At 59.1% G+C, this 25,035-nt stretch carries 26 protein-coding genes and 2 tRNA genes; 11 read left to right on the forward strand and 17 right to left on the reverse strand.

What is annotated here, in order from left to right; translation table 11 throughout:
• Positions 1 to 3 precede the first annotated feature (3 nt).
• Together AN476_RS09125 and AN476_RS09130 are read left to right on the forward strand one after the other, a co-directional pair.
• Positions 4 to 78 (forward strand) — tRNA-Glu (locus tag AN476_RS09125).
• A 186-nt stretch (positions 79 to 264) separates the two neighbouring features.
• Positions 265 to 339, forward strand: a tRNA-Glu gene (locus AN476_RS09130).
• Between the two features lie 232 nt (positions 340 to 571).
• Here the strand turns inward: AN476_RS09130 and AN476_RS09135 are convergent.
• The 5 genes from AN476_RS09135 to AN476_RS09155 form a co-directional block, all read right to left on the reverse strand.
• The gene (locus AN476_RS09135) at positions 572 to 1,594 is read right to left on the reverse strand and encodes a GGDEF domain-containing protein (RefSeq protein ID WP_054460982.1); all 1,023 of its coding nucleotides are present in this window, start codon (positions 1,592 to 1,594) and stop codon (positions 572 to 574) included.
• Positions 1,591 to 2,178: a heme NO-binding domain-containing protein gene (locus AN476_RS09140; protein WP_054460984.1), complete on the reverse strand. Its 588-nt coding sequence runs from the start codon at positions 2,176 to 2,178 to the stop codon at positions 1,591 to 1,593. Before AN476_RS09140 ends, AN476_RS09135 begins: the two co-directional genes overlap by 4 nt.
• Before the next feature lie 608 nt (positions 2,179 to 2,786).
• Positions 2,787 to 4,340, reverse strand: a complete 1,554-nt coding sequence (locus tag AN476_RS09145) for a trimethylamine methyltransferase family protein (RefSeq protein WP_172684810.1) — start codon at positions 4,338 to 4,340, stop codon at positions 2,787 to 2,789.
• Positions 4,341 to 4,620: 280 nt separating this feature from the next.
• Complete coding sequence (locus AN476_RS09150) at positions 4,621 to 5,310, reverse strand: HAD family hydrolase (protein WP_054460986.1); 690 nt, start codon at positions 5,308 to 5,310, stop codon at positions 4,621 to 4,623.
• 85 nt (positions 5,311 to 5,395) lie between these two features.
• A complete protein-coding gene (locus AN476_RS09155) occupies positions 5,396 to 5,680 on the reverse strand; it encodes a DUF3572 domain-containing protein (protein WP_054460987.1) in 285 nt (94 codons plus the stop codon).
• A 115-nt stretch (positions 5,681 to 5,795) separates the two neighbouring features.
• Here AN476_RS09155 and AN476_RS09160 point away from each other — a divergent pair, with 115 nt between their 5' ends.
• Positions 5,796 to 7,238: a diguanylate cyclase gene (locus tag AN476_RS09160; protein WP_054460989.1), complete on the forward strand. Its 1,443-nt coding sequence runs from the start codon at positions 5,796 to 5,798 to the stop codon at positions 7,236 to 7,238.
• A 132-nt stretch (positions 7,239 to 7,370) separates the two neighbouring features.
• Here AN476_RS09160 and AN476_RS09165 read toward each other — a convergent pair whose 3' ends face one another.
• The 4 genes from AN476_RS09165 to AN476_RS09180 form a co-directional block, all read right to left on the reverse strand.
• Positions 7,371 to 7,877, reverse strand: a complete 507-nt coding sequence (locus AN476_RS09165; RefSeq protein ID WP_054460991.1) for a hypothetical protein — start codon at positions 7,875 to 7,877, stop codon at positions 7,371 to 7,373.
• A complete protein-coding gene (locus tag AN476_RS09170; RefSeq protein ID WP_054460994.1) occupies positions 7,874 to 8,290 on the reverse strand; it encodes a hypothetical protein in 417 nt (138 codons plus the stop codon). The genes AN476_RS09165 and AN476_RS09170 overlap by 4 nt, the downstream gene beginning before the upstream one ends.
• Positions 8,283 to 8,882 (reverse strand): RNA polymerase sigma factor, encoded by a 600-nt coding sequence (locus AN476_RS09175; RefSeq protein WP_054461125.1) that lies wholly within the window; start codon positions 8,880 to 8,882, stop codon positions 8,283 to 8,285. The genes AN476_RS09170 and AN476_RS09175 overlap by 8 nt, the downstream gene beginning before the upstream one ends.
• A 151-nt stretch (positions 8,883 to 9,033) precedes the next feature.
• Positions 9,034 to 9,543 carry an EF-hand domain-containing protein gene (locus AN476_RS09180; protein WP_054460997.1) on the reverse strand — a complete coding sequence of 170 codons (510 nt, stop codon included), beginning with the start codon at positions 9,541 to 9,543 and terminating at the stop codon, positions 9,034 to 9,036.
• 213 nt (positions 9,544 to 9,756) lie between these two features.
• Here AN476_RS09180 and AN476_RS09185 point away from each other — a divergent pair, with 213 nt between their 5' ends.
• Both AN476_RS09185 and AN476_RS09190 read left to right on the forward strand, forming a co-directional pair.
• The gene (locus AN476_RS09185; protein ID WP_054460999.1) at positions 9,757 to 10,176 is read left to right on the forward strand and encodes a DUF983 domain-containing protein; all 420 of its coding nucleotides are present in this window, start codon (positions 9,757 to 9,759) and stop codon (positions 10,174 to 10,176) included.
• A gap of 36 nt (positions 10,177 to 10,212) precedes the next feature.
• Positions 10,213 to 10,944: an NUDIX hydrolase gene (locus AN476_RS09190; protein WP_054461001.1), complete on the forward strand. Its 732-nt coding sequence runs from the start codon at positions 10,213 to 10,215 to the stop codon at positions 10,942 to 10,944.
• 36 nt (positions 10,945 to 10,980) lie between these two features.
• Here AN476_RS09190 and AN476_RS09195 read toward each other — a convergent pair whose 3' ends face one another.
• Genes AN476_RS09195 through AN476_RS09205 form a run of 3 tightly spaced genes read right to left on the reverse strand, consistent with a single transcriptional unit; the run spans position 10,981 to position 13,081 of the window.
• A complete protein-coding gene (locus AN476_RS09195) occupies positions 10,981 to 11,883 on the reverse strand; it encodes a DMT family transporter (RefSeq protein ID WP_054461003.1) in 903 nt (300 codons plus the stop codon).
• A gap of 18 nt (positions 11,884 to 11,901) precedes the next feature.
• Positions 11,902 to 12,831 (reverse strand): fatty acid desaturase, encoded by a 930-nt coding sequence (locus AN476_RS09200; RefSeq protein ID WP_054461006.1) that lies wholly within the window; start codon positions 12,829 to 12,831, stop codon positions 11,902 to 11,904.
• Positions 12,824 to 13,081: a DUF2061 domain-containing protein gene (locus AN476_RS09205; RefSeq protein ID WP_054461008.1), complete on the reverse strand. Its 258-nt coding sequence runs from the start codon at positions 13,079 to 13,081 to the stop codon at positions 12,824 to 12,826. The genes AN476_RS09200 and AN476_RS09205 overlap by 8 nt, the downstream gene beginning before the upstream one ends.
• A gap of 110 nt (positions 13,082 to 13,191) precedes the next feature.
• On the opposite strand from AN476_RS09205, the gene AN476_RS09210 reads away from it, so the two are divergent.
• Positions 13,192 to 14,061 carry a helix-turn-helix domain-containing protein gene (locus tag AN476_RS09210; RefSeq protein WP_054461009.1) on the forward strand — a complete coding sequence of 290 codons (870 nt, stop codon included), beginning with the start codon at positions 13,192 to 13,194 and terminating at the stop codon, positions 14,059 to 14,061.
• Positions 14,062 to 14,192: 131 nt separating this feature from the next.
• On the opposite strand, the gene AN476_RS09215 is transcribed toward AN476_RS09210, so the two are convergent.
• Together AN476_RS09215 and AN476_RS09220 are read right to left on the reverse strand one after the other, a co-directional pair.
• Entirely contained in the window at positions 14,193 to 14,963 is a 771-nt protein-coding gene (locus AN476_RS09215; RefSeq protein ID WP_054461011.1) for an SDR family NAD(P)-dependent oxidoreductase, read from the reverse strand.
• Complete coding sequence (locus AN476_RS09220; protein ID WP_054461013.1) at positions 14,960 to 16,435, reverse strand: carnitine 3-dehydrogenase; 1,476 nt, start codon at positions 16,433 to 16,435, stop codon at positions 14,960 to 14,962. Before AN476_RS09220 ends, AN476_RS09215 begins: the two co-directional genes overlap by 4 nt.
• Before the next feature lie 74 nt (positions 16,436 to 16,509).
• Between AN476_RS09220 and AN476_RS09225 the strand changes: the two genes are divergently transcribed.
• Positions 16,510 to 16,983, forward strand: coding sequence for a DUF1203 domain-containing protein (locus AN476_RS09225; RefSeq protein ID WP_054461015.1), 474 nt, complete (start codon positions 16,510 to 16,512; stop codon positions 16,981 to 16,983).
• 73 nt (positions 16,984 to 17,056) lie between these two features.
• Here the strand turns inward: AN476_RS09225 and AN476_RS09230 are convergent, their stop codons facing one another.
• Complete coding sequence (locus AN476_RS09230) at positions 17,057 to 17,974, reverse strand: 3-keto-5-aminohexanoate cleavage protein (protein WP_054461017.1); 918 nt, start codon at positions 17,972 to 17,974, stop codon at positions 17,057 to 17,059.
• A 133-nt stretch (positions 17,975 to 18,107) separates the two neighbouring features.
• Between AN476_RS09230 and AN476_RS09235 the strand changes: the two genes are divergently transcribed.
• Positions 18,108 to 19,148 (forward strand): GlxA family transcriptional regulator, encoded by a 1,041-nt coding sequence (locus tag AN476_RS09235; RefSeq protein WP_054461019.1) that lies wholly within the window; start codon positions 18,108 to 18,110, stop codon positions 19,146 to 19,148.
• 244 nt (positions 19,149 to 19,392) lie between these two features.
• Here the strand turns inward: AN476_RS09235 and AN476_RS09240 are convergent, their stop codons facing one another.
• On the reverse strand, positions 19,393 to 20,436 hold the full coding sequence (locus tag AN476_RS09240) for an aldo/keto reductase (RefSeq protein WP_054461021.1): 1,044 nt from the start codon (positions 20,434 to 20,436) through the stop codon (positions 19,393 to 19,395).
• A 188-nt stretch (positions 20,437 to 20,624) separates the two neighbouring features.
• Here AN476_RS09240 and AN476_RS09245 point away from each other — a divergent pair, with 188 nt between their 5' ends.
• The 3 genes from AN476_RS09245 (at position 20,625) to AN476_RS09255 (ending at position 23,211) form a co-directional block, all read left to right on the forward strand.
• A complete protein-coding gene (locus AN476_RS09245) occupies positions 20,625 to 21,026 on the forward strand; it encodes a rhodanese-like domain-containing protein (protein WP_054461023.1) in 402 nt (133 codons plus the stop codon).
• Between the two features lie 268 nt (positions 21,027 to 21,294).
• Complete coding sequence (locus AN476_RS09250) at positions 21,295 to 21,900, forward strand: YceI family protein (RefSeq protein ID WP_054461024.1); 606 nt, start codon at positions 21,295 to 21,297, stop codon at positions 21,898 to 21,900.
• An 81-nt stretch (positions 21,901 to 21,981) separates the two neighbouring features.
• The gene (locus AN476_RS09255) at positions 21,982 to 23,211 is read left to right on the forward strand and encodes an MFS transporter (RefSeq protein ID WP_054461026.1); all 1,230 of its coding nucleotides are present in this window, start codon (positions 21,982 to 21,984) and stop codon (positions 23,209 to 23,211) included.
• Between the two features lie 49 nt (positions 23,212 to 23,260).
• On the opposite strand, the gene AN476_RS09260 is transcribed toward AN476_RS09255, so the two are convergent.
• A complete protein-coding gene (locus tag AN476_RS09260; protein WP_054461128.1) occupies positions 23,261 to 24,967 on the reverse strand; it encodes a flotillin family protein in 1,707 nt (568 codons plus the stop codon).
• Positions 24,968 to 25,035 lie beyond the last annotated feature (68 nt).

The raw sequence follows: 25,035 nt of genomic DNA on the forward strand, positions 1-25,035 counted from the left end.
AGTGGCCCGTTCGTCTATCGGTTAGGACGTCAGGTTTTCAACCTGAAAAGAGGGGTTCGACTCCCCTACGGGCTGCCACTGTATCCTCCCTAAAGACTATTCCTGAGCCGAAGAGATGCAGGCTAGGCGAATCTGGATTCCAGAAATATCGGCGTTTCTTCAAAGACTTAAACCATGCCATCTCGGATCAAATAAAACTCAGTTTTTGGAAAAATACCTCTTGCGCAATGCCCCATGACTAAGTAATACACCCCCACACAGAGTGGCCCGTTCGTCTATCGGTTAGGACGTCAGGTTTTCAACCTGAAAAGAGGGGTTCGACTCCCCTACGGGCTGCCACTTTTCCATATAGATAAATTTCGGTGCAGACCGTACAGGCCGCGACTGGGTGGTTTGTGCCTGCGCCATTGGCTTTGCCCCGGACGTTCAAGGGGCACCTGGGAGTCGCCGGGCGCCATCGCAACTGCAGCTCCAGCCCTGAGACCCGGATCAGAAAACCAAAACCGAGAAGAAGAAAACGGGCCGAAACACTTCTGTTCAGCCCTGCCAACGCGTGTCATTTGTGAGATTGCTAAGCTGCGCCGTGCGATGAGGCCTGAGCCTCGTCTTTTTGCATTCCCTCTTCAAAAAACAGATGCCGCGAACGCCCGGCCCGCTTGGCAGCATACAGCGCCAGATCTGCCTGATGCAGCATAACAGCAGCCGAAATGGGCTCCTCGTTCCACACTGACAGGGTTGTCCCAGCACTTGCCGAAATCTTGCAAAGCCTGCCACCGTAGGGCACGGGCTCTTCCAGGAGGCTAATCAAACGCTTGGACAGAGCCTCGACAATTTTGGGTTCATTGACGCCTTCAAAGATAATCACAAACTCATCGCCGCCAATGCGGGCGACCGTGTCAGTATGACGGGTACATTCGACCATGACTCTTGCCACATTTTGCAAGACGGCGTCGCCTGCCGCATGGCCGAGGCTGTCGTTCACTTCTTTGAAGAAGTCGAGGTCAACATGCATCAGCGCAAAATCATTCCCCAGGCCAATCTGGCGGTCAAGGATATGATCCATGGCACGCCGGTTCTTGAGGCCGGTGAGGGTGTCGGTAAAGGCCTGCTCTTCGGCTGCGATCTTGGCCCCCTGCAAGCGGAGGTTCAGCTGCCGTGAGGCCTCCATGGCGGCCGATTTCGCCTCCACGAGATAGAGCATTTCGATGGTCAGATCCGTGGGCGAAAAATCGGCGCTGGTCAGATCATAATCGCGAACCGCCTCGAGCACCGAAATCCCAAAGGAGAGATTGATCAATGCGCCTTTGCCATTCGGCAAGGGCACCAACACGCCTTTCAGGCTGGTCTGCGGTGCCTCGCGAAATTGCAGATGCAGCTTAGTACCTGCGGTTTTGAGCAGGTCCTCCATGGAATTGACCCGGCGCGGCCGCAGCAATTCGAAGGTATCAAAGAAAGTCTCACCTTTCCAAGCCATGTCGGGCCGCAGTTTTTGCAGCGTCGGCCCGGCGGAGCGAAAACACCCAGCAGAATCCACAACGATGTTCATCGGACATATCTGGCCAACGACTTTGGTCAGTTCATCAGAGGTCATCATAGGGCATGGGCTCCCAAGTCAAAGGTGCGCCCTTCGGCGAAATCTGTCTCAACCAAAGTGATCGAAATCACCTCGGCACCGTCCTGGGTGCCACGATGATCCAGAATGACCAAATCGCCATAGTCATCAGCCATGGCGCGCAGGACACCCATCAGGACGTAGGCAAAACCAGGCAGGCCCGGTTGGCAAATCAGTTCAAATTGCCCCGACGAGTTCTCGACCAGCTCCAGAGCCGGCAGCTCAAGGTCAGCCACTGCCAAGCGAGCCCGATCAGGCAAATCATCCAGAGAGTGCAAGAATTCAACATAGTTAACGCCGCCAAACCGCAACAGGCGCCGCAACGCCTCGACCTGAGGATTGGACACCAGAAAGGTCCCTGTGTCCTCTAGAATCTCGGGCAGCGGCCGCTCCAGCTGCTTTTCCATGGCTGTAAGCATCTTGGTGGACTGTTCATCCGTATAGAACAGCATGGCCTCAAATTGAGCAAAGCCAAGATCCGCAGAATCCATGATGTCGCTCCACCGCTCTTCCCCGTAGGTACTCACGACGAATGCCTGAATTGCTCTGTTGATCAGACCATGCATAAATTGGCCCCTTGTTACACCTCGCCTATATTTGCCGCAGGATCGTTAATATAGGCCCAACAATTAAAGTTTGAAAGAACTTCACTCCCACTTTTGCGGTCGCGAAAACCCCTCAGATCTAGCTTAAGAAGAGTATCATTTACCTTCCCCTCCTCAAACAAGGGATACCGTTAAAAGCGGCCTTTTTCCCGCTCAACAGATCTCCCCTATCCCAAGCGAGGCCGACCACGTTGCAGGGTGACATATATCTTTCCTGGGGAGCGGGGAAGAAAAACCGCAGATCTGCCGCGCGACTGTGGCAAGAAGTCCCGTCAAATCTGGCCAAGCGCACGGGAAACCCTCAAAATTCGGGTGGTAACCTCTGTCACAAGTTACTTTTCTGAATGAAATAAACTTCAGCAGCAGCCTCAAAACGCACCGAAGGCGGAGAATCACCGCCACGTCCACAGGGTCCCTGTCAGAAGCTCTGCTTTTGAACTCAAAGCCATGGAGCCTGAGAATTGTCGTCCCTCAGGGTGACTTATCAAAACGGGACACGCGCCCCTTTTGGGCCAAAGTTCGCAGCTAGACGTCGCTACGAGCTTTGGCGATCAATCCGTACGATTGCGTTAAAAATCAGTGGGTGCGCCACCTTCGGACTTGCGACGTGCAACAAAGTCTTTCAAGGCGTCATGATCCGCCTCATCCAGGGGCGGCGGCGTGAATTCCTGCAAGATCTCCTTGTAGATCCGGTTCGCCCGTTCCGGCGTCCAGACAGATCCCGCGGCCTCCCAAGCCTCGTAGTTGCGCCAATCGCTCAGATAGGGCTGGTAAAACGCAGTGGTGTAGCGATCCTGGGTATGTTGGATGCCAAAGAAATGGCCGTCATTGCCCACCTCACGCACCGCATCCAAGGCTATCTCTTCTGGTCCGGTTGCGCAGATCTCGGGCTGCATATAGCGCTGGATTTGTTGCAACACTTCGCAGTCCATGATGAATTTTTCCGGACTGGCAATCAGCCCACCCTCCAGCCAACCGGCCGCATGGTAGACCATATTGGTCCCTGATTGCACCGCGGCCCACAAAGAATTCGATGTCTCCCACATGGCCTGACCATCGGGCACATTGGCGGCACAGACGCCAGAAGAGCGCATCGGCAAACCATAATAGCGCGCCATCTGCCCTGTCATCTGGGTGGCCCGCATGTACTCGGGCGTGCCAAAGGCAGGCGCACCTGACTTCATATCAACATTCGAAGTGAAGGTCCCAATGGCACAGGGCGCTCCGGGACGGACATATTGAAACAGGGCAATCGCACAGAGTGCTTCAGCCAGGCTCTGCGCCACCGCACCCGCCATGGTGACAGGCGCCATGGCCCCCGCCAGGGTAAAGGGGGTCACCACCACTGCCTGGCCGCGCCGTATCAAACGCAGACAGCCGTCGATCATCGGAAAGTCATGTTTCAGCGGCGAGGTCGAGTTGATGTTGGTATACATCCGCGGTGTGGCTTCGAACTCTTCATCTGAGAGCCCGCCAGCAATACGGACCATTTCCATCACATCCTCAACCCGCTCCTTGCCAAGCGAGTAGGCATGCATTGCCTTATCCGTCAGTGTCAGCTTGTCATAGAGCACATCGAGATGGCGCACCGAGGCGTGGATATCTACCGGCTCCACCGGATAGCCCCCGGCAAAGTGGATGCAGTTGAAATACTGGGTGAGCTTGATCAGGTTGCGGCACTGCTCGCGGTTGCCTGCAACCTTTTTGTTCAAATCCAGATCCCAATAGTTGGGCGGCGAAGAGACATTGCCAAAAAGCAGATTATTGCCGCCGATCGGAATTGTCCGTTCCTGGTTGCGCGGGGTGATGGTGAATTGGCTGGGCGCCTTGCCAACCATCTCCATAACAAAATCCCGCCCCATGCGCACCAGATCCCCTTCGACGCGGCAGCCTGCCTCCTTCAAGATCTCCAGGGCCTCAGGGTTGAGAAAGACAATGCCGATCTCCTCGAGAATCCGCATGGCGCCATCGTGGATGGCAGCAACGCCCTCTGCCGTCAAAGGCTCAATAGGACGATCAATGTTCTGCGGAATGCTCCAAGGCATCTGGCTCAGCGCCGCCGATCCCCGTCGGGCCGCCGCGCCTGCACGTCCGCCACCTCGTCTGCCTTTTTCCCGTGCCATGCGCCTCTCCCTGGTCTTTGTGATCGGCACTTCGACCTCCGTCGCGCGCCGCTGGTTCAGACTCCAGCAGGCCCAATCAATAGGCTCAAAGGCTGCCATTTCACGACACCTGCTGTCGTTTTTTCACCACGGCCTGGCCGAAATAACGATTTCTGTACAGATGTGCCCAGTTCCACACAATCGCTGTCAACGCACCTAGGACAGCAAGACCCTCGCCCCGCTGCCCTGCGCGCTGCCTAAAATGATCAGTTCAAAAGAAACAGCGCCCGCCTTTGCGAGGTCAACGATCCAGCCAATCCGGAATATGACCGATATGCGGCAGCACCACATCCGCATGGGGGGCCAGATCACTGTGTTCAGCCATGCCGGTCAATACACCGATGCGGGTCATACCCGCAGCGGCACCTGCGATAAGGTCATGCAGACTGTCGCCCACCATGGCGGTGTTTTGCGGCGCAACCCCGGTTGCAGCGCAGAAGGCCAACAGCGGATCGGCATCTGGCTTGGCACCATGGCCACTGTCAAACCCGGCCACAAAGGCGAAACGATCCAGCACACCGGAGCGCTCAAGTTGGCTGATGGCGGAAATCTCCGCATCATTTGTCATCACCCCCAACACCTTCCCCCGCGCCAACAGCCCATCGAGAAAATCCGCCAGTGGCACCGCTTCACTCAACGCCGCTGTGGCTGCGCTCTGCGCCAAGAACCGCTCCAGCTCTGTCTCTTCCACCTGTGTCACAAAAGGCGCGAGCACGGCAGCCACCTCGCCATTGGTGCCGGCAATGACCAAGCTGTCCGCCCGAAAGGCCTGCTGCTCAAGATCAAAGCTCACCGCGTCGGCCATGGCTTCAATCCGAGCCTGGTCCCCCTGGCACAGCTCCGTCAGCATATCCGCAGCCCAGCTGTTCCAGGTGGCTGCAAAATCAAAGAGCGTTCCGTCTTTGTCGAAGAGAAATGCATCTACCGGCATGGGAGCTCCTTGCACCATTCTATCTGGCGCGAACCGTATCGGCAAAACGTGATGGTGCAAGCGCTTTCTTGCAGGCTGCCCGCTGTTAGGTCCAATGGACCTGCGCACCGCCCGGCAATGCCATGCGCGCATACATCGGAACCTCATAGGAGATTCCCGCCTGATCGCAGAATTGCACCACCCAGGCATCGTCCATTGTTAAGAAATCGAGCACCGAGCCCAGGAATTCCGGGTTTCCTGCATTTTCGCGCAGATCGCCCTCTGCCGCGCCTGTGGCGCCCATAAACACAGGTAACAACTCATCATTTGCCATCAACCAGGCAAGAGCTTTTAGGCCAATCACCTCGGCCTGATCTGCGGAAATCTGCATGGCGGACCCATTCGTGACATGATGCGGACAAATTAGTAAAAACCCGAAACAGTTTATTAACCAGTCTGGCGGAAACTTCCAGTGTAGCGAGCAATAGGATTGAAAGGCGATTTGCGTGCAGGGAACGATCCTCGTCATTGATGGCATATCGACCAACCGCATCATGCTGAAGGTTCAGCTGGCGGAGGCTTGCTATGGCGTGGAACAGGCGGATTGCGTCGCCGATGTCCTGGAGGCGGCGCGCTATTGCCGCCCTGATCTGGTGCTCACCGCAATGAGCCTGCCAGATGGCACTGCCGCCGATGTCAAACACGCCCTGCGCCAGGATGAGCTGCTCGCCGATATTCCCGTCATCGCCATCACCCAGAGCAATGCCTCCGAACGCCGCCTGCATGCCCTGTCGGCCGGCATTGATGACGTGCTGCCGCAACCTGTGGATGACGTGATCCTGCAGGCCCGCATTCGCAGCCTGCTGCGCGCGCGCAGCGCCAATGAAGAATTGCACCTGCAGCGTGATGCCTCCCATGGGTTTGTGCTCCCGCTCTCGGATCGAGCTGGCCATGACACCTGCAGCTCCGCCAGCGTCGCGCTGGTGGCACAGGATCCCCAGACCGCCCAGGCCTGGGCCAAGCGGCTGGGGGAGCATGTGCCCTATGAACTGCGCAGCCATGATCTGGATGACATCAAACTGATGATGAGCGCCCCCGTCGCCGATGTCTTTATCATCGAGCTGAACGAGCTTTCTGCCGGCCCCGGTCTGCGGCTGCTGGCCGACCTGCGCGCCCGGGCGGCCACCCGACAATCCGTGGTGATCGCCGTGCCAAACCCCGCAGACCCGATGATCGCAGCCGAAGCCCTAGATCGCGGTGCCCATGATGTATTGCAGGCCGGATTTGACGTCGAGGAACTGGCCCTGCGCCTGACCACACAGCTGCAATATAAATCCCGCAACGACCGACTAAGGGACAGCGTCCGCAACGGGCTGCGCGCCGCCGTACAGGATCCAATGACCGGCCTGTACAACCGCCGCTACGCCAAACCGTTTCTGGACCGCACCGCCAAACGCGCCGCCGAAAGCGATAGCAGCTTTGCCCTGATGCTGGCAGATCTGGACCACTTCAAACACATTAACGACCAATATGGCCATCCGGCTGGTGATGCCGTGCTGGTCGAGGCCGCGCGGCGCCTGAAAGCCCAGATGCGCCCCGTCGATCTGGTGGCCCGTGTTGGCGGCGAAGAATTCATGATTGTGCTGCCTGGCGCCGATGAAATCAGCGCAGGTATTGCTGCCGTCGAACTGTGCAATGCCATCAACAGCACGCCCTTTCACGTGCCAGGCATTGCCGAACCGATTGAAGTAACCATCAGCATTGGCGCTGTGGTGGGTCGCGACCTGACCCGCAAAGAGAACACCGACAACGGTGAAAACCCCAGCCAGGATCGCGGCGCAAGCAGCGTGATCGAGCTGATCTCGCTTGCCGATCGCGCGCTCTATGATGCGAAGGACGCCGGGCGCAATCAGGTCACGCTTGGCACGGCCGCGACCGCGGCAGCCTAATTTGCAACGCAGGCGAACCGCAAACCAATGGGTATCAAATCGCAGACGCATGGCTAGAATGACAAAAGGCGCCACATCTCGCAGCGCCGTCTTGCCAGCTAAATCCCGCCCGAGACAGGCCTTTAGACGGATCTAATCGTCTCGCCCCCTGTCTTCCTCTCTGGAATGGTGAGGACCTCGATCCAGCTGGTTCTGCATCCGCTCGGCCAACCTGTGTCGCTCCTTCAGGCTCAACCCGACCAGGCGCTGCTGCCAGGTCTCTGCCACCCTGTGCATGAAACCGTGGGTCTCGATGATATGGGCCTCCAGGATAGTGCTGACTGCAACCACATCCAGCTCTTCTGCGCGCAGCAAGACAATGATCTGCTCCATTTCCTGGCGTCTGCGGCTGCGCACATTGCCGGTTTCGCCGCCATGATCGCGCACCAGACGACGCACTTCGCGCCCACCGATGTCCTTGAATATGAAACGACCCAGCATCGGCGGCCCTGCCTTGTCGTGGTCGCCTTCGTGGAAGCGCCAGGCAGCCCCCGCCCCGATGCCGATCACGGCGAGGTTCATGGCAAGCGATAGGGCCAGAACGACCTTCAACCAAGGGCGCATGCCAGCGCGGGGCGTCGTATTTTGTGGATTGTTCATTCGAACACCTCATCGCTGACCAAAAAGCTCACATCGTAATCAAGGTCGCTTAGCAACTGGGACCCGCTGGAGTAAGAGGCCAGGCTTTCGACCGGATCGGGCAGAAAAGAGGGCGGTGCCAGGCCGATCCACAGCCCCGACAGGCTGGCTGCAGCCAGACCACCTAATGCGGGCCAGCCGCCAACGGCCGAGGTAAATTGTTGCCAGAGACGTTGCATCCCCCTCTGCGAGCGCTCTCGCTCTGGGACCCTAACTTCTGCCAGGGCACGTGCTCTTTCTTGTTGCACATGTTGGGCATCCGCCAGCATGGTCGCTTGCAGCGCCTGCGGCAGTTGCGGCGGTTCACTGCGGGCAGCGGCAAACAGATCCTCCAGATGATCCATCTCGCTCAATGACTTTTCCTTGTCAGACATCGCTATACCCCAGTTCCTCTCGGCGTCCGGCCAGACATTTGGCCAGCGACCGTTTCCCACGTGCTGTCAGGCTTTCTACAGCCTCGACGCTGATCTCCATGATCCCGGAAATCTCCGGGTTTGTCAGTTCTTCCAAGTGGCGCAGTACCACCGCCTGACGCTGTCGTTCCGGCAGTTGCATCAGCGCCTGTTGCAAAGCATCCTGCCGAGCCAAATCCTGCAACTGTTCCGCCGCGGAAGAGGCCGGATCGGGGGGCTCGGGGATGGCATCCAGGTCAACATGGCCACCGCCTTTGCGCCGCTTCAGATCAATGCAGAGGTTCATCACCACGCGATACAACCAGGTAGAGACCTTCGCCTGCCCCGGCTGCCAATCGGGCGCCATGCGCCACAGGCGCATCATCGCCTCTTGAGTGACATCTTCGGCCTCGGCCTGATTGCCAAGCACCCGCCGCGCCACACCCAAGGCACGTGGTGCCAAACGCTGCATCAGTTCTGCCGCCGCTGCCGGATCTCCGTTGGCATAGAGCACCAAAAGCGCATCATCGCTGGCGCTGTCACAGGCCCTGTCACTGGTCGAGCCACTGGCCACAGGTTCAGCCCTGCGGACAACAGCAGCTGTTGACCTGTCGCCCCGCCAGTTTTCAGAGGCCCCCGTCACCACAGCCACGCCCGGCACTGGCAGCCCCTGCGACAGGGGCTGCACCGGCAATATTGGTTTGGTATGCAACACGGCTGCTGAATCAGTTCTGCTCCATTTTGTCGCCGGGACCACCACAGTCACCACCACCTGGGCCACCGTGACCGCCACGGCGCTTGCCGCCTCGGTGCTGCTTGGCCTGTTCAAACTCCTCTTTGGAGATCGCGCCATTGCCATCGCCGTCGACACGCGCGAACATGTCACCATGGCGTCCACTGCGATTGGCCATTTCCTCCTGGCTCACCATGCCATCGCCATCCTTGTCAAGGTGACTGATCATTTTCTCAACACGCTTGGCTGCATGTTTTTGGGCCTGAGCCACCAGCTCATCCGCCGAAAGCTTACCGTCGCCATTGCTGTCAGAGGTCGCAAAGCGCGCGGCTTTATGCGCTTCCATTTCAGCCTTGGAGATTTCCCCATTGCCATCAGTGTCGAGCTCTTCAAACTGCATCTTCGGCCCCATGCCACCGCAGCCAGGCTTGGCCACGACAGTGGTTGCCGCCAATGCGCCGGCGGTTGCGAGGATCACGGCGAAGATTTTGGTCTGTGTCATATCTGCTCTCCTATGCGTTCCCAAAGCAGCACCTTGCTGCCGGATACACAGACTAAACGCAGCCCGGCGCAGTTTCCGTCGCCCCGGTTGCCCAAAAATTTACGCGTCAGGTAAGGCGACCCAAAAATTGCGGCATCAGGCCGCAGAGATTTCCTTTGGCTTTTCTTTCCCTCACGGACAAGGGATGATTGCGCCAAAACCACAGGATTTCCAATGACCGAGACCTCTGCTCCCGCGACCAGCGATGTGACAGGCACCCTGAGCCTTGATGAGCGCCCCACCTGGCCCGCCCTTGCCAAGGGCTGGCGGCGCAGGTGTCCAAACTGCGGCAAGGGCGAGGTGCTGCATTCCTATCTCAAGGTCAACGATACCTGCTCGGAATGCGGCCTCGACCTCTCACAGGCCCGCGCCGATGATGGGCCGGCCTATCTGACAATTTTGCTGGTTGGGCATATCATGGCGCCGCTCTTGCATGTGGTCTATTTCACCTGGCGGCCGGAACCTCTCGTAACGTTTTCTGTTTTCTCGATTGGCTGCATTGTCTCTTCTCTCTATCTTTTGCCAAGACTAAAAGGGGTTGTGGTCGCCTATCAATGGGCGCGCCGGATGCATGGCTTTGACAACAAGAGCTGACATCCCCCAAAAGCAACACACGGGAGAGGCCGGTCTATGAGCGATACAGCAATTCAAGGCGTAACATCCGAAGACCGCAGCGCGATCCGCAATGCGGCGACGATCATTGCCCTGCGGGACCGGATGAGCGACAGCCCCAAAGTCCTGATGGGACAACGCGGTGCCAAAGCCGCCTTTATGCCCAATAAATTTGTCTTTCCCGGGGGCGCGGTTGATCTGGCAGATGCCTCTGTGCCTCTGGCCCAGCCCCTGCCCGAGGTCTGTCGCGCCCGCCTTGCGGAACAGGCCAGTGATGGGCTGGATCACACCCTGGCAATTGCTGCCATTCGGGAGCTATGGGAAGAAACCGGCTTGATCCTGGGGCATCCAGGCGACTGGCAGGAGGAAATTGCCGCCGATTGGCAGGGCTTTGCTGCCACCGGGCATTTGCCTTCAGCCCGGGCGCTGCAATTTGTGTTCCGCGCCCTGACGCCTCCCGGTCGCCCGCGCCGTTTTGACGCTCGGTTCTTCCTGATTGATGCCGATGAAATCAGCGGTGATCTGGATGATTTCTCCCAGGCCTCGGATGAGCTGTCGCATCTGCAATGGATCCCTCTGAGCGAGGTGCGCAGCTTTGATCTGCCCTTTATCACCGAGGTGGTTCTGGCCGAGGTCACTGGCCGGTTGCACGATCGCAACCCGCCGACCAGCGTGCCCTATTTCTGCAACAACGACGAAGAGAGCCTGTTCCTGCGCCTCAAGGGCCACCCGATGCCCGAGATCGACTGAGCCCCGGTCAAATCTCCATATCACTGCAAGGCTGGTCTAAAGCGCCAGTCCCAGCGCCAGAATAGATAGCACCAACAGGGCCATGCCTGCCACTTCGCGGCGGCTGATCTTTTCTTTGAAGAACAGCAGGGACGCCAGGATGGAGAGTAAGAGCTCCACCTGCCCCAGTGCTTTGACATAGGCGGCATTTTGCAGAGTAAAGGCCCAGAACCAGCAGAATGAGCCGCCAAGGCTGGTCAGCCCCACCCAGATCGCAACGCGGCGCGCCTGCCAGACACGGGTGATCTCGCCTTTTTCACGCCAGGCCAGCCAGATCACCATCAGTAATGTCTGTAGCGAGACCACAGAGGCCAGGGTCACGGCAGCCCGAAACACCGGTGCCAAATCGCCCAGCTGCAACGAGGCCCCACGATAGCTAACTGCGGAAAAGGCAAAAAGAACCCCGGCACCAAGCCCCAGTTTGGAGGCGCGATTGGTGAGATGCGACCACCAGGCACCAGTGGCCTCGGGCGGTTTAGACAGCACCAGAACGGCGCTCAGCCCCAACAAGATTGCTACCCAACCCCAGGCACTAATGCCATCGCCTAGAATAATCAGACCCACAATCGCCGTCTGGATCACCTCGGTCTTTTTGAAAGTGATCCCTACGGCAAAATTGCGCTGTTTAAACAAGGCCACAACACAGACAGTTGCAAGGATCTGCGAGACGCTGCCGATCAGGGCAAAGCCCCAAAAGCGCGACCCCAAATAGGGCAGGTTTTGGTCGCTGAAGTATAGGTAGATTGCCAGCCCGCTGAGGATAAAGGGAGCCGAGTAGGCAAAGCGGGCAAAGGTGGCGCCCCCGGGCGACAGTGTCACCGAGCTCAGCACCTTTTGCAGCATAAAGCGAAAAGTCTGAAAGGTGGCTGCGGCAATCGTGACGGGAATCCAGGTCAACATGATTGCCTTTATGCAGACCTACTCCTTGGAAGACCAGAGCGGATGCGGCACCGGATCCTTGCTGCGCAGCAGGTAGCGGGCAAAGACCTCTGTGTAGCTGCGATAGGAATAGCCCTGATTGGCCTCCAGGTAGCTGTCTCGGTTGGCCTGATACAGCTTTGGCAGCGCATACCAGGGCACGCCGGGGTGCAGGTGGTGCACGATATGCAGATTATTGTTCAAAAACAGCCAGGCCAACGGTCCACGATCCTCGATCACCACAGTACGGCTGTGGCAGTCCTGATGCGCGCGATGCTCCAGAAAGGTACGGATTTTCACCAGAGCCAGCCCGATATAGGCCCCAAGGCAAAGCGCCCAGAGCGGCGTTGGCGTCGCAATGGCAATCGAAAACACCAGCCCCACGCCCAGTGCATGCAAGACCCAGTCCCTCAGAACGCCCCTGTCGCCCATCCGCACCAGATGCCAGTCCTCTGCCATAAAACAGATCTGTCCCAACAATGGCCCCAAGACCACCCGCCCCAGCAGCGTATTGTTTACTCGCATTAACCGCCGCCGCCAGCCCGGCATCTGCGCCCAGACTGCAGGGTCCTGAAAATTGCTTTCAGGGTCATCATAGGGATCCGTCAGTCGCTCATCTTGGTGGTGCGCCAGATGGGTGTCGCGGAACCTACCGTAGGGAATAAACAGGGTCAGCGGCAGGAACAGCAGCGCCTCATTCAACAGGCGGCTGCGAAACGGATGCCCATGCAGGGCCTCATGGGTGAGCGACGAATGCAGCGCCGCCAGCCCACCAAGACAGAGGACCGTCAGGCCGAGGCTGACCTCGGGCAGTAGCAACAACACCAAGAGCCAAAGCCCGTAACACAACAGGATCAGCAACAGAGTGCCCCATTCGACACCACGCGGCATCACCTTACGGCAGTCAATATCGCGACGAGGATCAGACATGTGTTTGCCCTGCTTGGCGCTCAAGCCTGAGGGACGCAGTCCCCGCAGTGCCATTGCGTCCCCAGGCGATCCGGGTCCAGACCCGTTCATAGATCACATAGCAACCAAAGCCCAAAGCCGTGTTGATCAGAGCCATCGTTCCGCCCAGCCTGAACGATCCTGTGGCGAGGAAACCAACCAATGCCATGGTTGCCAGGCCAATGGCGTTCCAGACCAAGGCCTTAACAAGGGATCGCTTACGGGTTTCCATATGGGCTGTGCTCCTGCTGATGCCGATAGACAATCAGTAGGCGGATGAGACGCTGTGGAAAATTCCGAATACAGTTAACTTTTCTCAGCATCCGTGATAAAAATCTACATATGCCGCAAAAAATCGACAAACGGCTTCGTGCCGAACAGTTTCGCACACGCCTCATTCGGGCACTCAGCGACAGTGGCCTCAGCCAAAGCGCTTTGGCGCGCGACACTGGAGTGGACCGCTCGACCATTTCTCAGCTGCTCAATGATGATGGCGCCCGCCTGCCCAATGCCCATGTTGTTGGCGCCTGCGCTTCGGTGCTCGGGGTTTCGGCTGACTGGCTCCTGTCGCTCTCGGATCGTCCAGAAAGCGCAGCCGCGCTGATGGCCTCCAGCCTCTCCCTCAGCAAAGCGCCGCGGGCGCTGGTTGATCAAAAGATCTTTGATTGGCACCGTGAGGCGGCAGGCTACAAAATCCGCCATGTGCCTGCCGCGCTGCCGGATATGCTCAAGAGCCGTGCCCTGCTGGAATGGGAATATGCACCGCATCTGGGCCGCACAGCGGATCAGGCCATTGGCGCCTCCGAGGATCGTCTCTCTTGGATGCGGCAGTCACAGTCGGACTATGAAATCGCCATGCCGATCTACGAACTTGAGAGCTTTGCCCATGCCACCGGCTATTACTCCGGCCTGCCGCTGGAGATCCGCCTGGAACAGCTGGAACAATTTGAGCGGCTCACCACTCAGCTCTACCCCCGACTGCGGATCTATCTCTTCGATGCCAAACGGTTGTTCTCCTCGCCGCTGACCGTCTTTGGTCCGCTGCTCTGTGTCTTCTATGCCGGCAGCCATTACATCGCCTTCCGCGACCGTGAGCGGATCGAGACCTTCACCAGTCATTTTGACCAATTGGTGCGCGAGGCCGATATCACCGCCCGTCAGGTCTCGGGCCGTCTGCGCGCCCTCAAGGCCGCCATCAGCAGCTCAGCCTGAGCACCGCTCCCGCCTCTCCCCTGGCTGTGGCATTCAAAGACGTCCGTTGCCCCCAGCGTCAGGCGCGCGCCAGCGCGCCGCTCAGGCTCAAGCCGTGGCAACGGCTTGAGCCTGTTTTGGAAGTATTGCGCCTAGACCTTGGGATCGGGGTTCTCAGTATGGCCATCCACCGCAATCACCTGGCCTGACACCAGGCGCGCTGCATCCGAGCCCAGAAACACAGCCATATTGGCAATATCCTTGGCCTCGACAAAACTGCGCATCGAGGTGCCGACGGCATAGCCATCATAGACCTGATCGCGTGTCATGCCCTTGGCCGCGGCTTCGCGCGCCAGGACCCCCTCCATGCGCGGCCCCTCAACAGCACCGGGGCAGATCACATTGGCGCGAATGCCAAAGGGCCCGAGCTCCATCGCCAAAGTCTTGGTCAACCCCACCATGGCCCATTTGGCCGCTGCATAGGGCGCCCGGTTTGGATAGCCATATTGCCCCGCCGTAGAAGAGGTCACAATGATGGATCCGGCCTTGGCTGCCTTCATTATCGGGGTGGCGTATTTGGCTGCCAAAAACGCCCCCTCCAGATTGACGCTGACGCAGCTACGCCAGTCCTGCAAAGCCACATCCTCAACCAGGGCCGTCGGCCCCGCAATGCCTGCATTGGCGCAGAGTACCTCTAGGCCGCCCCACTGTTCAGCGATCTCGGTAAACAGCGCCTGCATTGATGCTTCATCCGCAGCATTGGCAAGAGTACCACGCCAGCCTTCGGGCAGATTGGCCAGGGTCTCCGGGTTGAGATCAGTAATCCAGACCTGAAAACCCGCTTCAGCGAAGCCTTCCGCCATGGCCCGGCCAATCCCGGAGCCACCCGCCGTGACCAGAACCCGCTTTAGACCCGCACTCATCTTGGGGCACCGATTGCCCGGCCCAGCCCTTCGGGAGCCTCCAGACCGGCATGGGCCTGCGCCAGTTTCACCAGATTGGCCTCGATATGCGCGGCAGGTGGTGCGGAGCGCCGGGTTTTCAGATCCACATGTAAGAGCATATGTTCACCCGTGGCCAGCAGACGATCGCCCTCATACATCTCATGCCAGAGATGCATTTTCTTGCCCGCCCCCATGATCACGCGTGTCCGGATCTGGACCGGATGGCCCGCGTGCACCTCATCAATATGGCGGATATGGGTTTCTGCGGTGAAATAGCTGCCACCACTGGCGATATATTCCGCATCACATCCAATGATCGCCATCAAACGGTCTGTCGACTGCGCAAAGGCATCCAGATAGCGGCTTTCAGTCATATGGCCATTATAATCGGTCCAGTCCAGCGGCACCACGCGGCTTTGGGTGAGAACAGGCTGGCTCAGGTCCGCGATCTCGCCGATCATATTGACCAGGCCGGCCTCCCCTTCGAGGGTCTTGTCATGAGCGTTTTGCAGCGCCCCCGTGCCCCAGTCATTGGCCCCAAGTGCGCGCATCATACCCACCAGATTGTCGTCGCGAATACGCTCCATCTCTCGGATCGACAGATGGCCCGACTGCGCGTCTGACTGGCCTGCAATCAGATCGACCAATTCATCGGTGAACTCTGGCACATCCATCAGCTTGGTCCAGGGAGAGGTCAGGCAAGGGCCAAACTGCGCCATGAAATGTTTCATGCCCGCTTCGCCACCGGCAACGCGATAGGTGTCAAACAGCCCCATCTGCGCCCAGCGGATGCCAAAGCCATAGCGAATAGCGTTGTCGATTTCTTCGGTGCTGGCAATGCCATCCTTGACCAGCCAAAGCGCCTCGCGCCAGACGGCCTCCAGAAAACGATCAGCCACATGGGCGTCGATCTCTTTCTTCAAATGCAATGGATACATCCCAATGGAGGAAATAACCTCCTTGCTCCGCTCGACCACCAACTTCGAGTTGGCCTCGGTTGTGACCACCTCGGCCAGAGGCAGCAGGTAGACCGGGTTAAAGGGATGCGCCACCACGATCTGGCCTGCATTCCCCCGACCCTTTTGCAACTCGGAGGGTTTAAAGCCGGAGGTAGAGGAGCCGATCACGGCATCCGCGTCACAGTGTTTTTCCAGATCCGCATAGACTTTCTGCTTCAGGTCCAGCCGCTCAGGTACGCTTTCCTGAATCCAATCCGCGCCAGACACCGCTTCGGCTAAGTCCGCGTGAAAGCTCAGGCTGCCTTCAGCAGGGAGCGCCACATTGCCCAGCCCCGGCAAGGCGCGCCTTGCGTTGTCCAGCACTTCGCTAATTTTACGCTCGGCTTCGGGATCGGGGTCAAACACCCGCACATCCCAGCCATTGAGCAAGAACCGCGCGGCCCAACCGCCACCGATAACACCGCCACCGATAATTGCTGCTGTTTTAGTCATAGTTCGTTCCCGCATGTTTCGGGTCGCCTCACCTGCAACTGCTCTGTCACTACAGCCAGGAAAGGAGACATTTTATGAGACTTGAATTTCACGCATTGCCCAGCGAGGTCGTCGAGACCATCCATCGCACGGGTCTTGATTCCTACGGCAATCCGGTCGAACGCCACCCAAGCGCCGAAGCGGGCAGCGTACCCTGCCGCCATTGTCTGTGCCACGTTCCCGATGGCGCTCCATATCTGATACTGGCCCATCGCCCGTTTCAAACCCGCAACCCCTATTCCGAAACAGGGCCGATTTTCCTCTGCGCCGAAAAGTGTGAGCGCGCCCAGCCTGCTCCAGAGCCCCCCGCGATGTTGCAGGCCGAGGCCTATATCTTGCGCGGCTACTCCGCTGACGAACGCATCATCTACGGCACTGGAGCAGTCACCCCGCGCAGCCAGCTGATCGACTATGCAACCAGCCTGTTGGCCCGACCGGACGTCGCCTTTGTCGATTTGCGCAGCGCCAGCAACAATTGCTTTCTCTGCCGCATTCACCGCGCCGAGTGAGTCATACATTGTCGATGAAAGCCACGCAGCTCTGTGCTGCGTGGCTTTCTTCAAGAGGCTGCGCATCGCTCGATCACGCCGCCACAGGCGCGCGTTTTGTCAGGCCCAGCTGCGCGCGCACCTCTTGCGGTCCCATCAGCTTGGCGCCCATGTTCTCGATGATAGTGCCCGCACGTTCCACCAGCTGATAGTTCTCAGCCAGCACGCCTTTGTCGAGCCAGAGGTTGTCCTCAAGCCCAACCCGCACATTGCCACCCGCCAGCACAGAAGCCGCCACATAGGCCATCTGATCGCGCCCCAGCGAGAAGGCCGACCAGTTCCAACTCGTCGGTACATTGTTGACCATCGCCATGAAGGTATTCAGATCATTGGGCGCGCCCCATGGCACCCCCATACAGAGCTGCACCAGCGCGGGGCTTTGCAGGATGCCTTCTTTCTCCAGCTCTTTGGCAAACCAAAGATGCCCGGTATCAAAGGCTTCGATCTCGGGTTTCACGCCCAGATCCGCCATCATCTGCCCCATGGCGCGCAGCATGCCGGGCGTGTTGGTCATTACATAGTCGGCTTCGGCAAAGTTCATGGTGCCGCAGTCCAGGGTGCAGATCTCTGGCAGGCATTCGGCGATATGCGCCATGCGGGCCGTGGCCCCGATCATATCGGTCCCGGCCTCGTTGACTGGCAACGGGTTCTCAACATCGCCAAAGACCATATCGCCGCCCATGCCTGCGGTGAGGTTCAGCACAACATCGGTGTCGCTGTCGCGGATCCGGTCGGTGACTTCACGGTAGAGGCCCAGGTCACGGCTCGGCGCGCCGCTTTCGGGATCCCGCACATGGCAATGCACCACAGCGGCGCCTGCCTTTGCGGCGGCAATCGCGCTTTCGGCAATTTGCGCGGGCGAACGCGGCACATGTGGGCTGCGATCCTGCGTCCCCCCGGACCCGGTCACGGCGCAGGTGATAAAGACGTTTTTATTCATATTCAGAGGCATTTTGGTTTTCCTCGCGATGTACAGGGTTTTGCCTAGAGTTATCCCCAGGCTCCTCCCCAGATTCCGATTTGCTTCATACCCGACTCTGCCCCAGCATTTGGCCAGACAGTTTACACTAGGCGAATCGAAGTTGATGAAATCCGCAAAAAACATCCTGCAACCCGAACATCGCCCGCTGAAAACAGCGGTGCTGGTGCTTGATGAATGCAACACGCTCTCTTTTGCGGCCGCCGTTGATCCGATGCGCGCCGCCAACCGCCTGGCCGGGCGCTGCGTCTTTGACTGGGACTATGTCAGTGCCACGGAGGAGCCCCCGATGCTCACCAGCGGCCTGACCGTGCCCGGCTTTCCGCTGGCCCGGCTCGAGGAGTGCGAACTGCTGATTGTGGTGGCCGGTTTCCAGCTGGCGCGCCAGGCCACCCCCAGCCTGCTGGCCGGTCTGCGACGTCTCGCGGCCAAGGGCACCACCATTGCCGGAATCGATGGCGGCCCCTGGTTGATGGCCGAAGCCGGTCTCTTGGATCAGCACCCGGCCACCACCCATTGGGAAGATCTGGAGAACTTCTCCAGCCGCTTCCCCGAGGTGGACTGCCGCAATGACCGCTTCACCGTCTCCGATCAACGCCTGACTTCGGGCGGGGCAACACCGGCGATTGAAATGATGCTGCACATCATCAGCTGCCGCCATGGCGCCAGCTTTGCCGCCCGAGTGGCAGGCTTGTTCCTCTATGATGGCCCTGCAGCCCCGACCCGGCCTCAAAGCCGTCTTGGCGGGCACAAACACAATGCGCTGACGGCCAAGGCCAATGCCCTGATGGAGGCCTCGCTGGACGAGCCCCTGACCCTGACCGCCATTGCAGATCGATTGGGCACCAGCCCGCGCAGCCTGCAACAGCAGTTCCGCCTGCGTCTGGGCACAACGCCACAGGACCACTATCTGCACCTGCGCCTCGCCGAGGCTCGCCGCCTGGTCTCGGATACCGACCTGTCACTGATGGAGGTGGCGCTGGCCACCGGCTTCACCTCGCCTTCCAGCTTTGCCCGTGCCTTCCGGGTTGCCCATGGCACCTCGGCGCGCGAACTGCGCCAAAGCCGCGCCAGCCTCAGTACCGCCGGCTTTGGGGGCACTGGCTCCAGCGCAGGCCGGTCACCACAACGCCCCACCACACATTGACCCAAGGCACTAGGCGGCTCAGCCGCAGGCCTCGGGTCAAGGGCCGCCCCAGCGGCCCTGCGCAGCAGGGTTCACCCTTGAGGCGGGGCTTGCGGCTTTACACTCAACCTGGCCACTGCGGGGCAGACCTGCCCCTCAGGGCTTCTCAGCAATAGAAAACCGCCGCGCGTCAGCGCGGCGCTGGGCCCAACAAAAGGCACCGCATTTTAATGCGGCGTTCTTTTGGCGGGAGCTCCCCCTGTCCTTAGTAGGGCATGGGATGGGCGCGATGGGCCTGGTTGATCTCCTCCATCACCTCCGGGCTCAGCTCCAGCTCTACCGATTTCAGGATATGTTCCAACTGCACCTGTCGGGTTGCACCAAAAATTGCAGACGCCATAAAGGGCCGTGTCCGACACCAGGCCAGCGCCATATGCACAGGATCCAGCCCGTGGCGCGCAGCGATCTCCAGATAGGCCGCCACCGCACCATAGACTCGGGGGCTGTGGCGCCCGCCCAGCTCTGGAACCAGCGCTTTACGCGATCCCTCAGGCACAACGCCATCCTGGTATTTCCCCGTCAACAGCCCCGTGCCCAGCGGCGAAAAGGCCAAAAGCCCCACTTCCTCGTTCACACTCAGCTCACCCAAGTCGGTGTCATACATCCGGCACAAGAGCGAGTATTCATTCTGGATCGAAGCCACCCTCGGCCCCTGCCCCTCTTCGGCCAAGCGCAGCCACTGCGCCGTGCCCCAGGCGCTTTCATTGCTCACCCCAAAGGCGCGGATATTGCCTTTGTCGACCTGTTGTTGCAGCGCCTGCAAACAGTCGCGCATATTGTCCAGCGTCTCTTCTCGGTTCTGGGTCGAGGGGTCATAGTCCCAATTCTTGCGGAACATATAGCTGCCGCGATTGGGCCAGTGGAACTGGTAGAGGTCGATGTAATCGGTCTGCAACCGCTTAAGCGAGCCCTCAATGGTGGCGGCAATGGTCTTTGAGGAAATCGGCGCTCCATCGCGAACCACGGCCAGCCCCTCGCCCGAGTGTTTGGTGGCCAAAATGTAATCGCCCCGCCGCCCGGTTTGGGCATTCCACGTGCCGATAATCTCTTCGCTGCGCCCAACGGTTTCCTTGGCGATCGGATTGACCGGATACATCTCGGCGGTGTCGATGAAATTCACCCCTGCCGCCAGAGCCGTATCGATCTGAACATGGGCCTCAGCCTCAGGGGTCTGGGTACCATAGGTCATCGTGCCAAGGCAGAGCTCCGACACCTGCATGCCGGTACGTCCCAAGGGGTTCATTTTCATTGCGCATTCCTTTCCTGCAGCCGCCCTCTGGCCTGCTCGTCTGACGCGACCTTAACGCGGCCCGGCGCATGTGCAAGGCCAGGCTCTGCCATTGCTTCCTGAGCCACGCCGAGACCTTGTGCTTGCCAGTAAAATCAGAGAGCCTAGCGCGATTCCGCTTCAGCAAGCGCGCACAAAGGACAAGCAGCATGGCACAGAACATCACCAAGGGCGTCAAGGCTCTGCTGGCAGAGGCCAATGAGCTGGTCACCACCCTGTCCATCGACGAGGCCAAGGAGAAAGCCCAGGATCCTGACTATGTATTTGTCGATCTGCGTGACATTCGCGAACTGCAGCGCACAGGGCTGATCCCCGGCGCCTTTTCCTGTCCCCGTGGCATGCTTGAATTCTGGATTGACCCCGACAGCCCCTATCACAAGCCGGTGTTCAATCAGGACAAGACCTATGTCTTCTACTGCGCCAGCGCCTGGCGTTCCGCCCTGAGTGCAAAAATCGCCATGGAAATGGGGCTGACACCGGTGATGCATCTCGAGGGCGGCTTTACCGCCTGGGAAAAAGCAGGCGGCGCCATCGTGCCACGCACCAGCTGAATATTTGACCAGGGGCGGCTCTTAATTTTTTGGCCGGAAAATCACATGTGAAAATTGAGCCCCCAAAGCGAGCGCGGTATTCAAATCCCCCGACGCTTCACCTGTTCTTGTGCCATGGCCAACCCAGATCAATAGGCTTCGCTCCCCTATGGAAAGAGGCGCGAAAACCGAATAGTGATCAGTACCCTCCTAGTGCGGACGGCAGTATCAGCCTAAGCTTCTGCAGGGCCGTGCGATCTGCGCAGCCAGATACAGCAGGGGCACGACCATGCTTTCACGACGCCAAACTCTTTTGGGCTTGATCAGCCTTGTCGGGAGCCCCGGACTGGCCACGGCAGTGGGCGCGAGCGAAAGCCCGGGCTACGTATTGGATCTCGCATCCACCGAGGTGAGATTCGGGTTTCAGCTCAATGGTTTTTGGCAAAACGGCACGATGCCAATTCTCAGCTCGCACATCGCACTGAACCCAAAACGGCTCGCCGCCACCCGCGTTTCTGTTTCTCTGGATGCCAGCGCCGCCAAAACCGGGTTGATCTTTGCCACCCAGGCTATGACCAGCCCAGAGGTTCTCAATGTTGAAAAGTTTCCCACCATCAGTTTTGCAACCCGGCGCATCCTCCTGAGCCCCGAAGGGCGCCTGTCCAATGGCGCCGAGGTGATCGGCGATCTCACCCTGCGTGGCGTCACCCGCCCCCTCTCGCTAAGCGTTGACCTCTTTCGCCGTCCAGGCAGCGCCGTTGAGGATCTCAGCCGTCTGGACTTTTCTCTGCGCGGCAGTCTCAGCCGTGCCGCTTTTGGTGCGTCGGGCTATCCCAAGCTGGTCAGTGACACTGTGCGCCTGGACATTCGCGCCAGCCTCCAACAGGTGATATAAATCCCCAACAACGGGCCGGATGCGACATTTGCGTCGAAAAACCTCTTGCTCCCCCCGGGCTGAGCGCATTGAGTGCCAATCATGCGTATGATCATTTCCTTTGCCGCCCTGTTCCTCTCTGTTGTGTTGTTGCAATTTGCAACCGGAGGAGTTGGTCCGTTGGATGCGCTCTCGGGCTTTGCCCTGGGGTTTGACAAGGAACAGATCGGCCTCTTGGGCTCAGCGCATTTTCTGGGTTTTTTTATTGGCTGCTGGTGGGCACCGCGCCTGTTGGGCACCATTGGCCATTCGCGCACCTTTGCTGTCTGCACTGCTCTCGGGGCCATGGGGCTACTGGGCCATACGTTGACAGAGGATCCCTATGCCTGGGCCGCGATGCGGATTGCCTCGGGGGTCTGCGTGGCGGGAGCCTATACGGTGATCGAAGCCTGGCTCAATGCCAAGGTCACCAATGAGACGCGCGGCCGCGCCATGGGCACCTATCGGCTGGTCGACATGGGCGGATCTTTGGGCGCACAGCTGTTTATCGCGGTGCTGCCACCGGCCTATTATGTTTCTTATAACATGTTGGCGCTGCTGTGCTGTGCCGCATTGCTGCCGCTCACCCTGACGCGCGCCAGCCAACCCGAGACCCCTAAAGCGCCGCGCCTGCGCCCCAAGCTGGCCTGGCATTGCTCACCGCTGGCGGTTGTAGGCGTCACCGTTGCAGCCCTCAGCTCCGCCTCTTTTCGCATGGTCGGGCCGATCTATGGCCAGGAGGTCGGGTTGGCGGTGGACCAGATTGCTTTCTTCCTCGCCTCCTTTGTCTTGGGAGGCGCGCTGGCGCAATATCCAATGGGCTGGCTGGCGGATAAATACGACCGGCGCTGGGTGTTGATCTGGCTATCGGTAGCAGCGGTTGCAAGCTGTGGAATCACCATGGCAGCCAGTCAGACTGGCACTCTGGGGGTGATGCTGGCGGCAGGTTTCTTTGGCCTGACCACCTTTCCGATCTTCTCGCTGTCCTCAGCCCATGCCAATGATTTTGCCAGCTCCGAACAGCGGGTCGAACTCTCGGCGGCCTTAATGTTCTTTTTTGCCCTGGGCGCCATCGCGGCCCCCTATGTGGCCTCCAGCTTGATCAGCAGCTATGGGCCACCGGCGCTCTTTGCCTTTGTTGCCCTGGGGCATATCCTGCTGATCATCTTTGGCCTGACCCGGATGCAGGCGCGCCCCGCACCGGATGTCGAAGACCGCACCCGCTATGTCTATGCGCCCCGCACCTCTTTCACCATTGGTCGTCTGCTGAAACGCTCACGCGAGCGCAAATAAAAAAGGCCGGAAACTCCGGCCCCTTGGTTTGACATGGGAGAGTTGCAGATCAGGCCGACGCGCCTGGCTCAACCTCGGTTGCCTCACTATCCACAATCGGCGGCACCTGATTTGCAGGCGTTGCCGCCTCCGCGCCCAGCGCAGCGCTGGCGATACCACTGACGCCATCTTCCATAGACAGGCCCAGTTCTTCGCCCAGCTTTTTCAGTGCGGGCATCTGAACCGCCATGCCCATGATCGAATCCAGCGCCTGGTTCACAACCGGCTTTTCACCAGACCCGGCCTGCGCGGTCTGACCTGCGCCACCAGAGCCGCCAGCTGCGCCGATGCCGCTGACCTGATGGATCTTGATCGAGTCAATTTTCTCAGCCGGTTTGACCATTTCAGCGACAATCGAAGGCATGGCTTCCAGACGGGCCAGATCAATCTTCATGCCAATCAGCTCCGCCGAGAGGGCATTTTCTGCATCGACAATGGCGCGTTTGCCTTCGGCTTCAGCCAGCATGTCGTTCTTTTTCGCCTCAGCGCGAATGTTGAGCGCGTCGGCTTCGGCCTGAGCTTCTTCACGGCGGGCTTCGGCGCGGTCTGCGGCTGCATCCTTTTCGGCTTGCGCGGCCAGACGAATACCAGTGGCCTGGCGCTCAGCCTCACGGGTGGCCTGGATCAGCACGATCTGCTTTTCACGCTCGGCTTCGGCCACCTGACGGGCGGTTGCAACCGCTTCAGTCGCCTTGGTGGCCTCGGCACGGGCCAGATCAGCTGAGGCACGGGCGCGGCTTTCCTCTTCGGACTTTTGCTGGATGATGATCTGACGTTCCTGTTCGGCCACCTCCAGCTCACGCTCCTTCTGGATCTCAGCGTCGCGGATCTTGCGCTCGCGTTCAATCTCGGCCGAGCGGATCGCCTCTTCCCGGGCAATCCGGGCGCGTTCAGTTTCTCGCACCGAATCCTCGGTCCGGGCTGCGATCTCAGCTTCCTGCGCCACCCGCAGGGTTTCAACCCGCTCCTTTTGCTCAATACGGGCCTGTTCTTCGTCCTGTTCAATCAACAGCTTCTGACGCTGAGCTTCCATCGCCGCACGGCGCACCGAAACATCTGCATCCGCGTCAATTTGGGCCCGCTCCATCTTTGATGTCGCAATCACCTCGGCCAGTTTGCGCATCCCAACAGCGTTAAAGGCGTTGTTCTCATCCAAAGCCTCGAACGGCGTCTGGTCCAGGGCGGTCAAGGATACAGATTCCAGCGAGAGACCGTTTTTGGTCAGGTCTTCGGAAACCGCGTTTTGCACTTCCTGCACAAAGTCGGCGCGATTTTCATGCAGCCCATCCATAGTCATTTGCGCCGCCACAGCACGCAGACCGTCGATCAGCTTACCCTCGATCATTTCGCGCAGCTGTTCTACGTCAAAGGTGCGGTCGCCCAGCGTCTGGGCTGCCCGGGCGATCCCTTCTGCTGTCGCCATGACCGAGACATAGAATTCTACGCCAACGTCAACCCGCATCCGGTCCTGGGTGATTAGAGCTGCCTCGCCGTCGCGCTTCACTTCCAACCGCAGGGTTTTCATGTTGACAGGGCTGACCTCATGCATGAGCGGCACCACAAGAACGCCACCATCCATAATGACCTTCTTACCGCCTGAACCCGTTCTAATCAGACTAACCTCGCGGGTTGAGCGCCGATACAAGCGCCCAAGCACCAGGCCAACAACAAGCAAGAGTGCCAGCACAGCAGGCACAGTAATAATCAGAAAATCCATTTGAATTCCTCCATCGTTCAATAAAATCTCGGCTGTTTGTTCGGCTGTCTTCTTGGCCATTTCAAACC

Origin of the sequence: Phaeobacter sp. 11ANDIMAR09 (assembly GCF_001294455.1) — a bacterium.
Classification (GTDB): Bacteria; Pseudomonadota; Alphaproteobacteria; order Rhodobacterales; family Rhodobacteraceae; genus Pseudophaeobacter.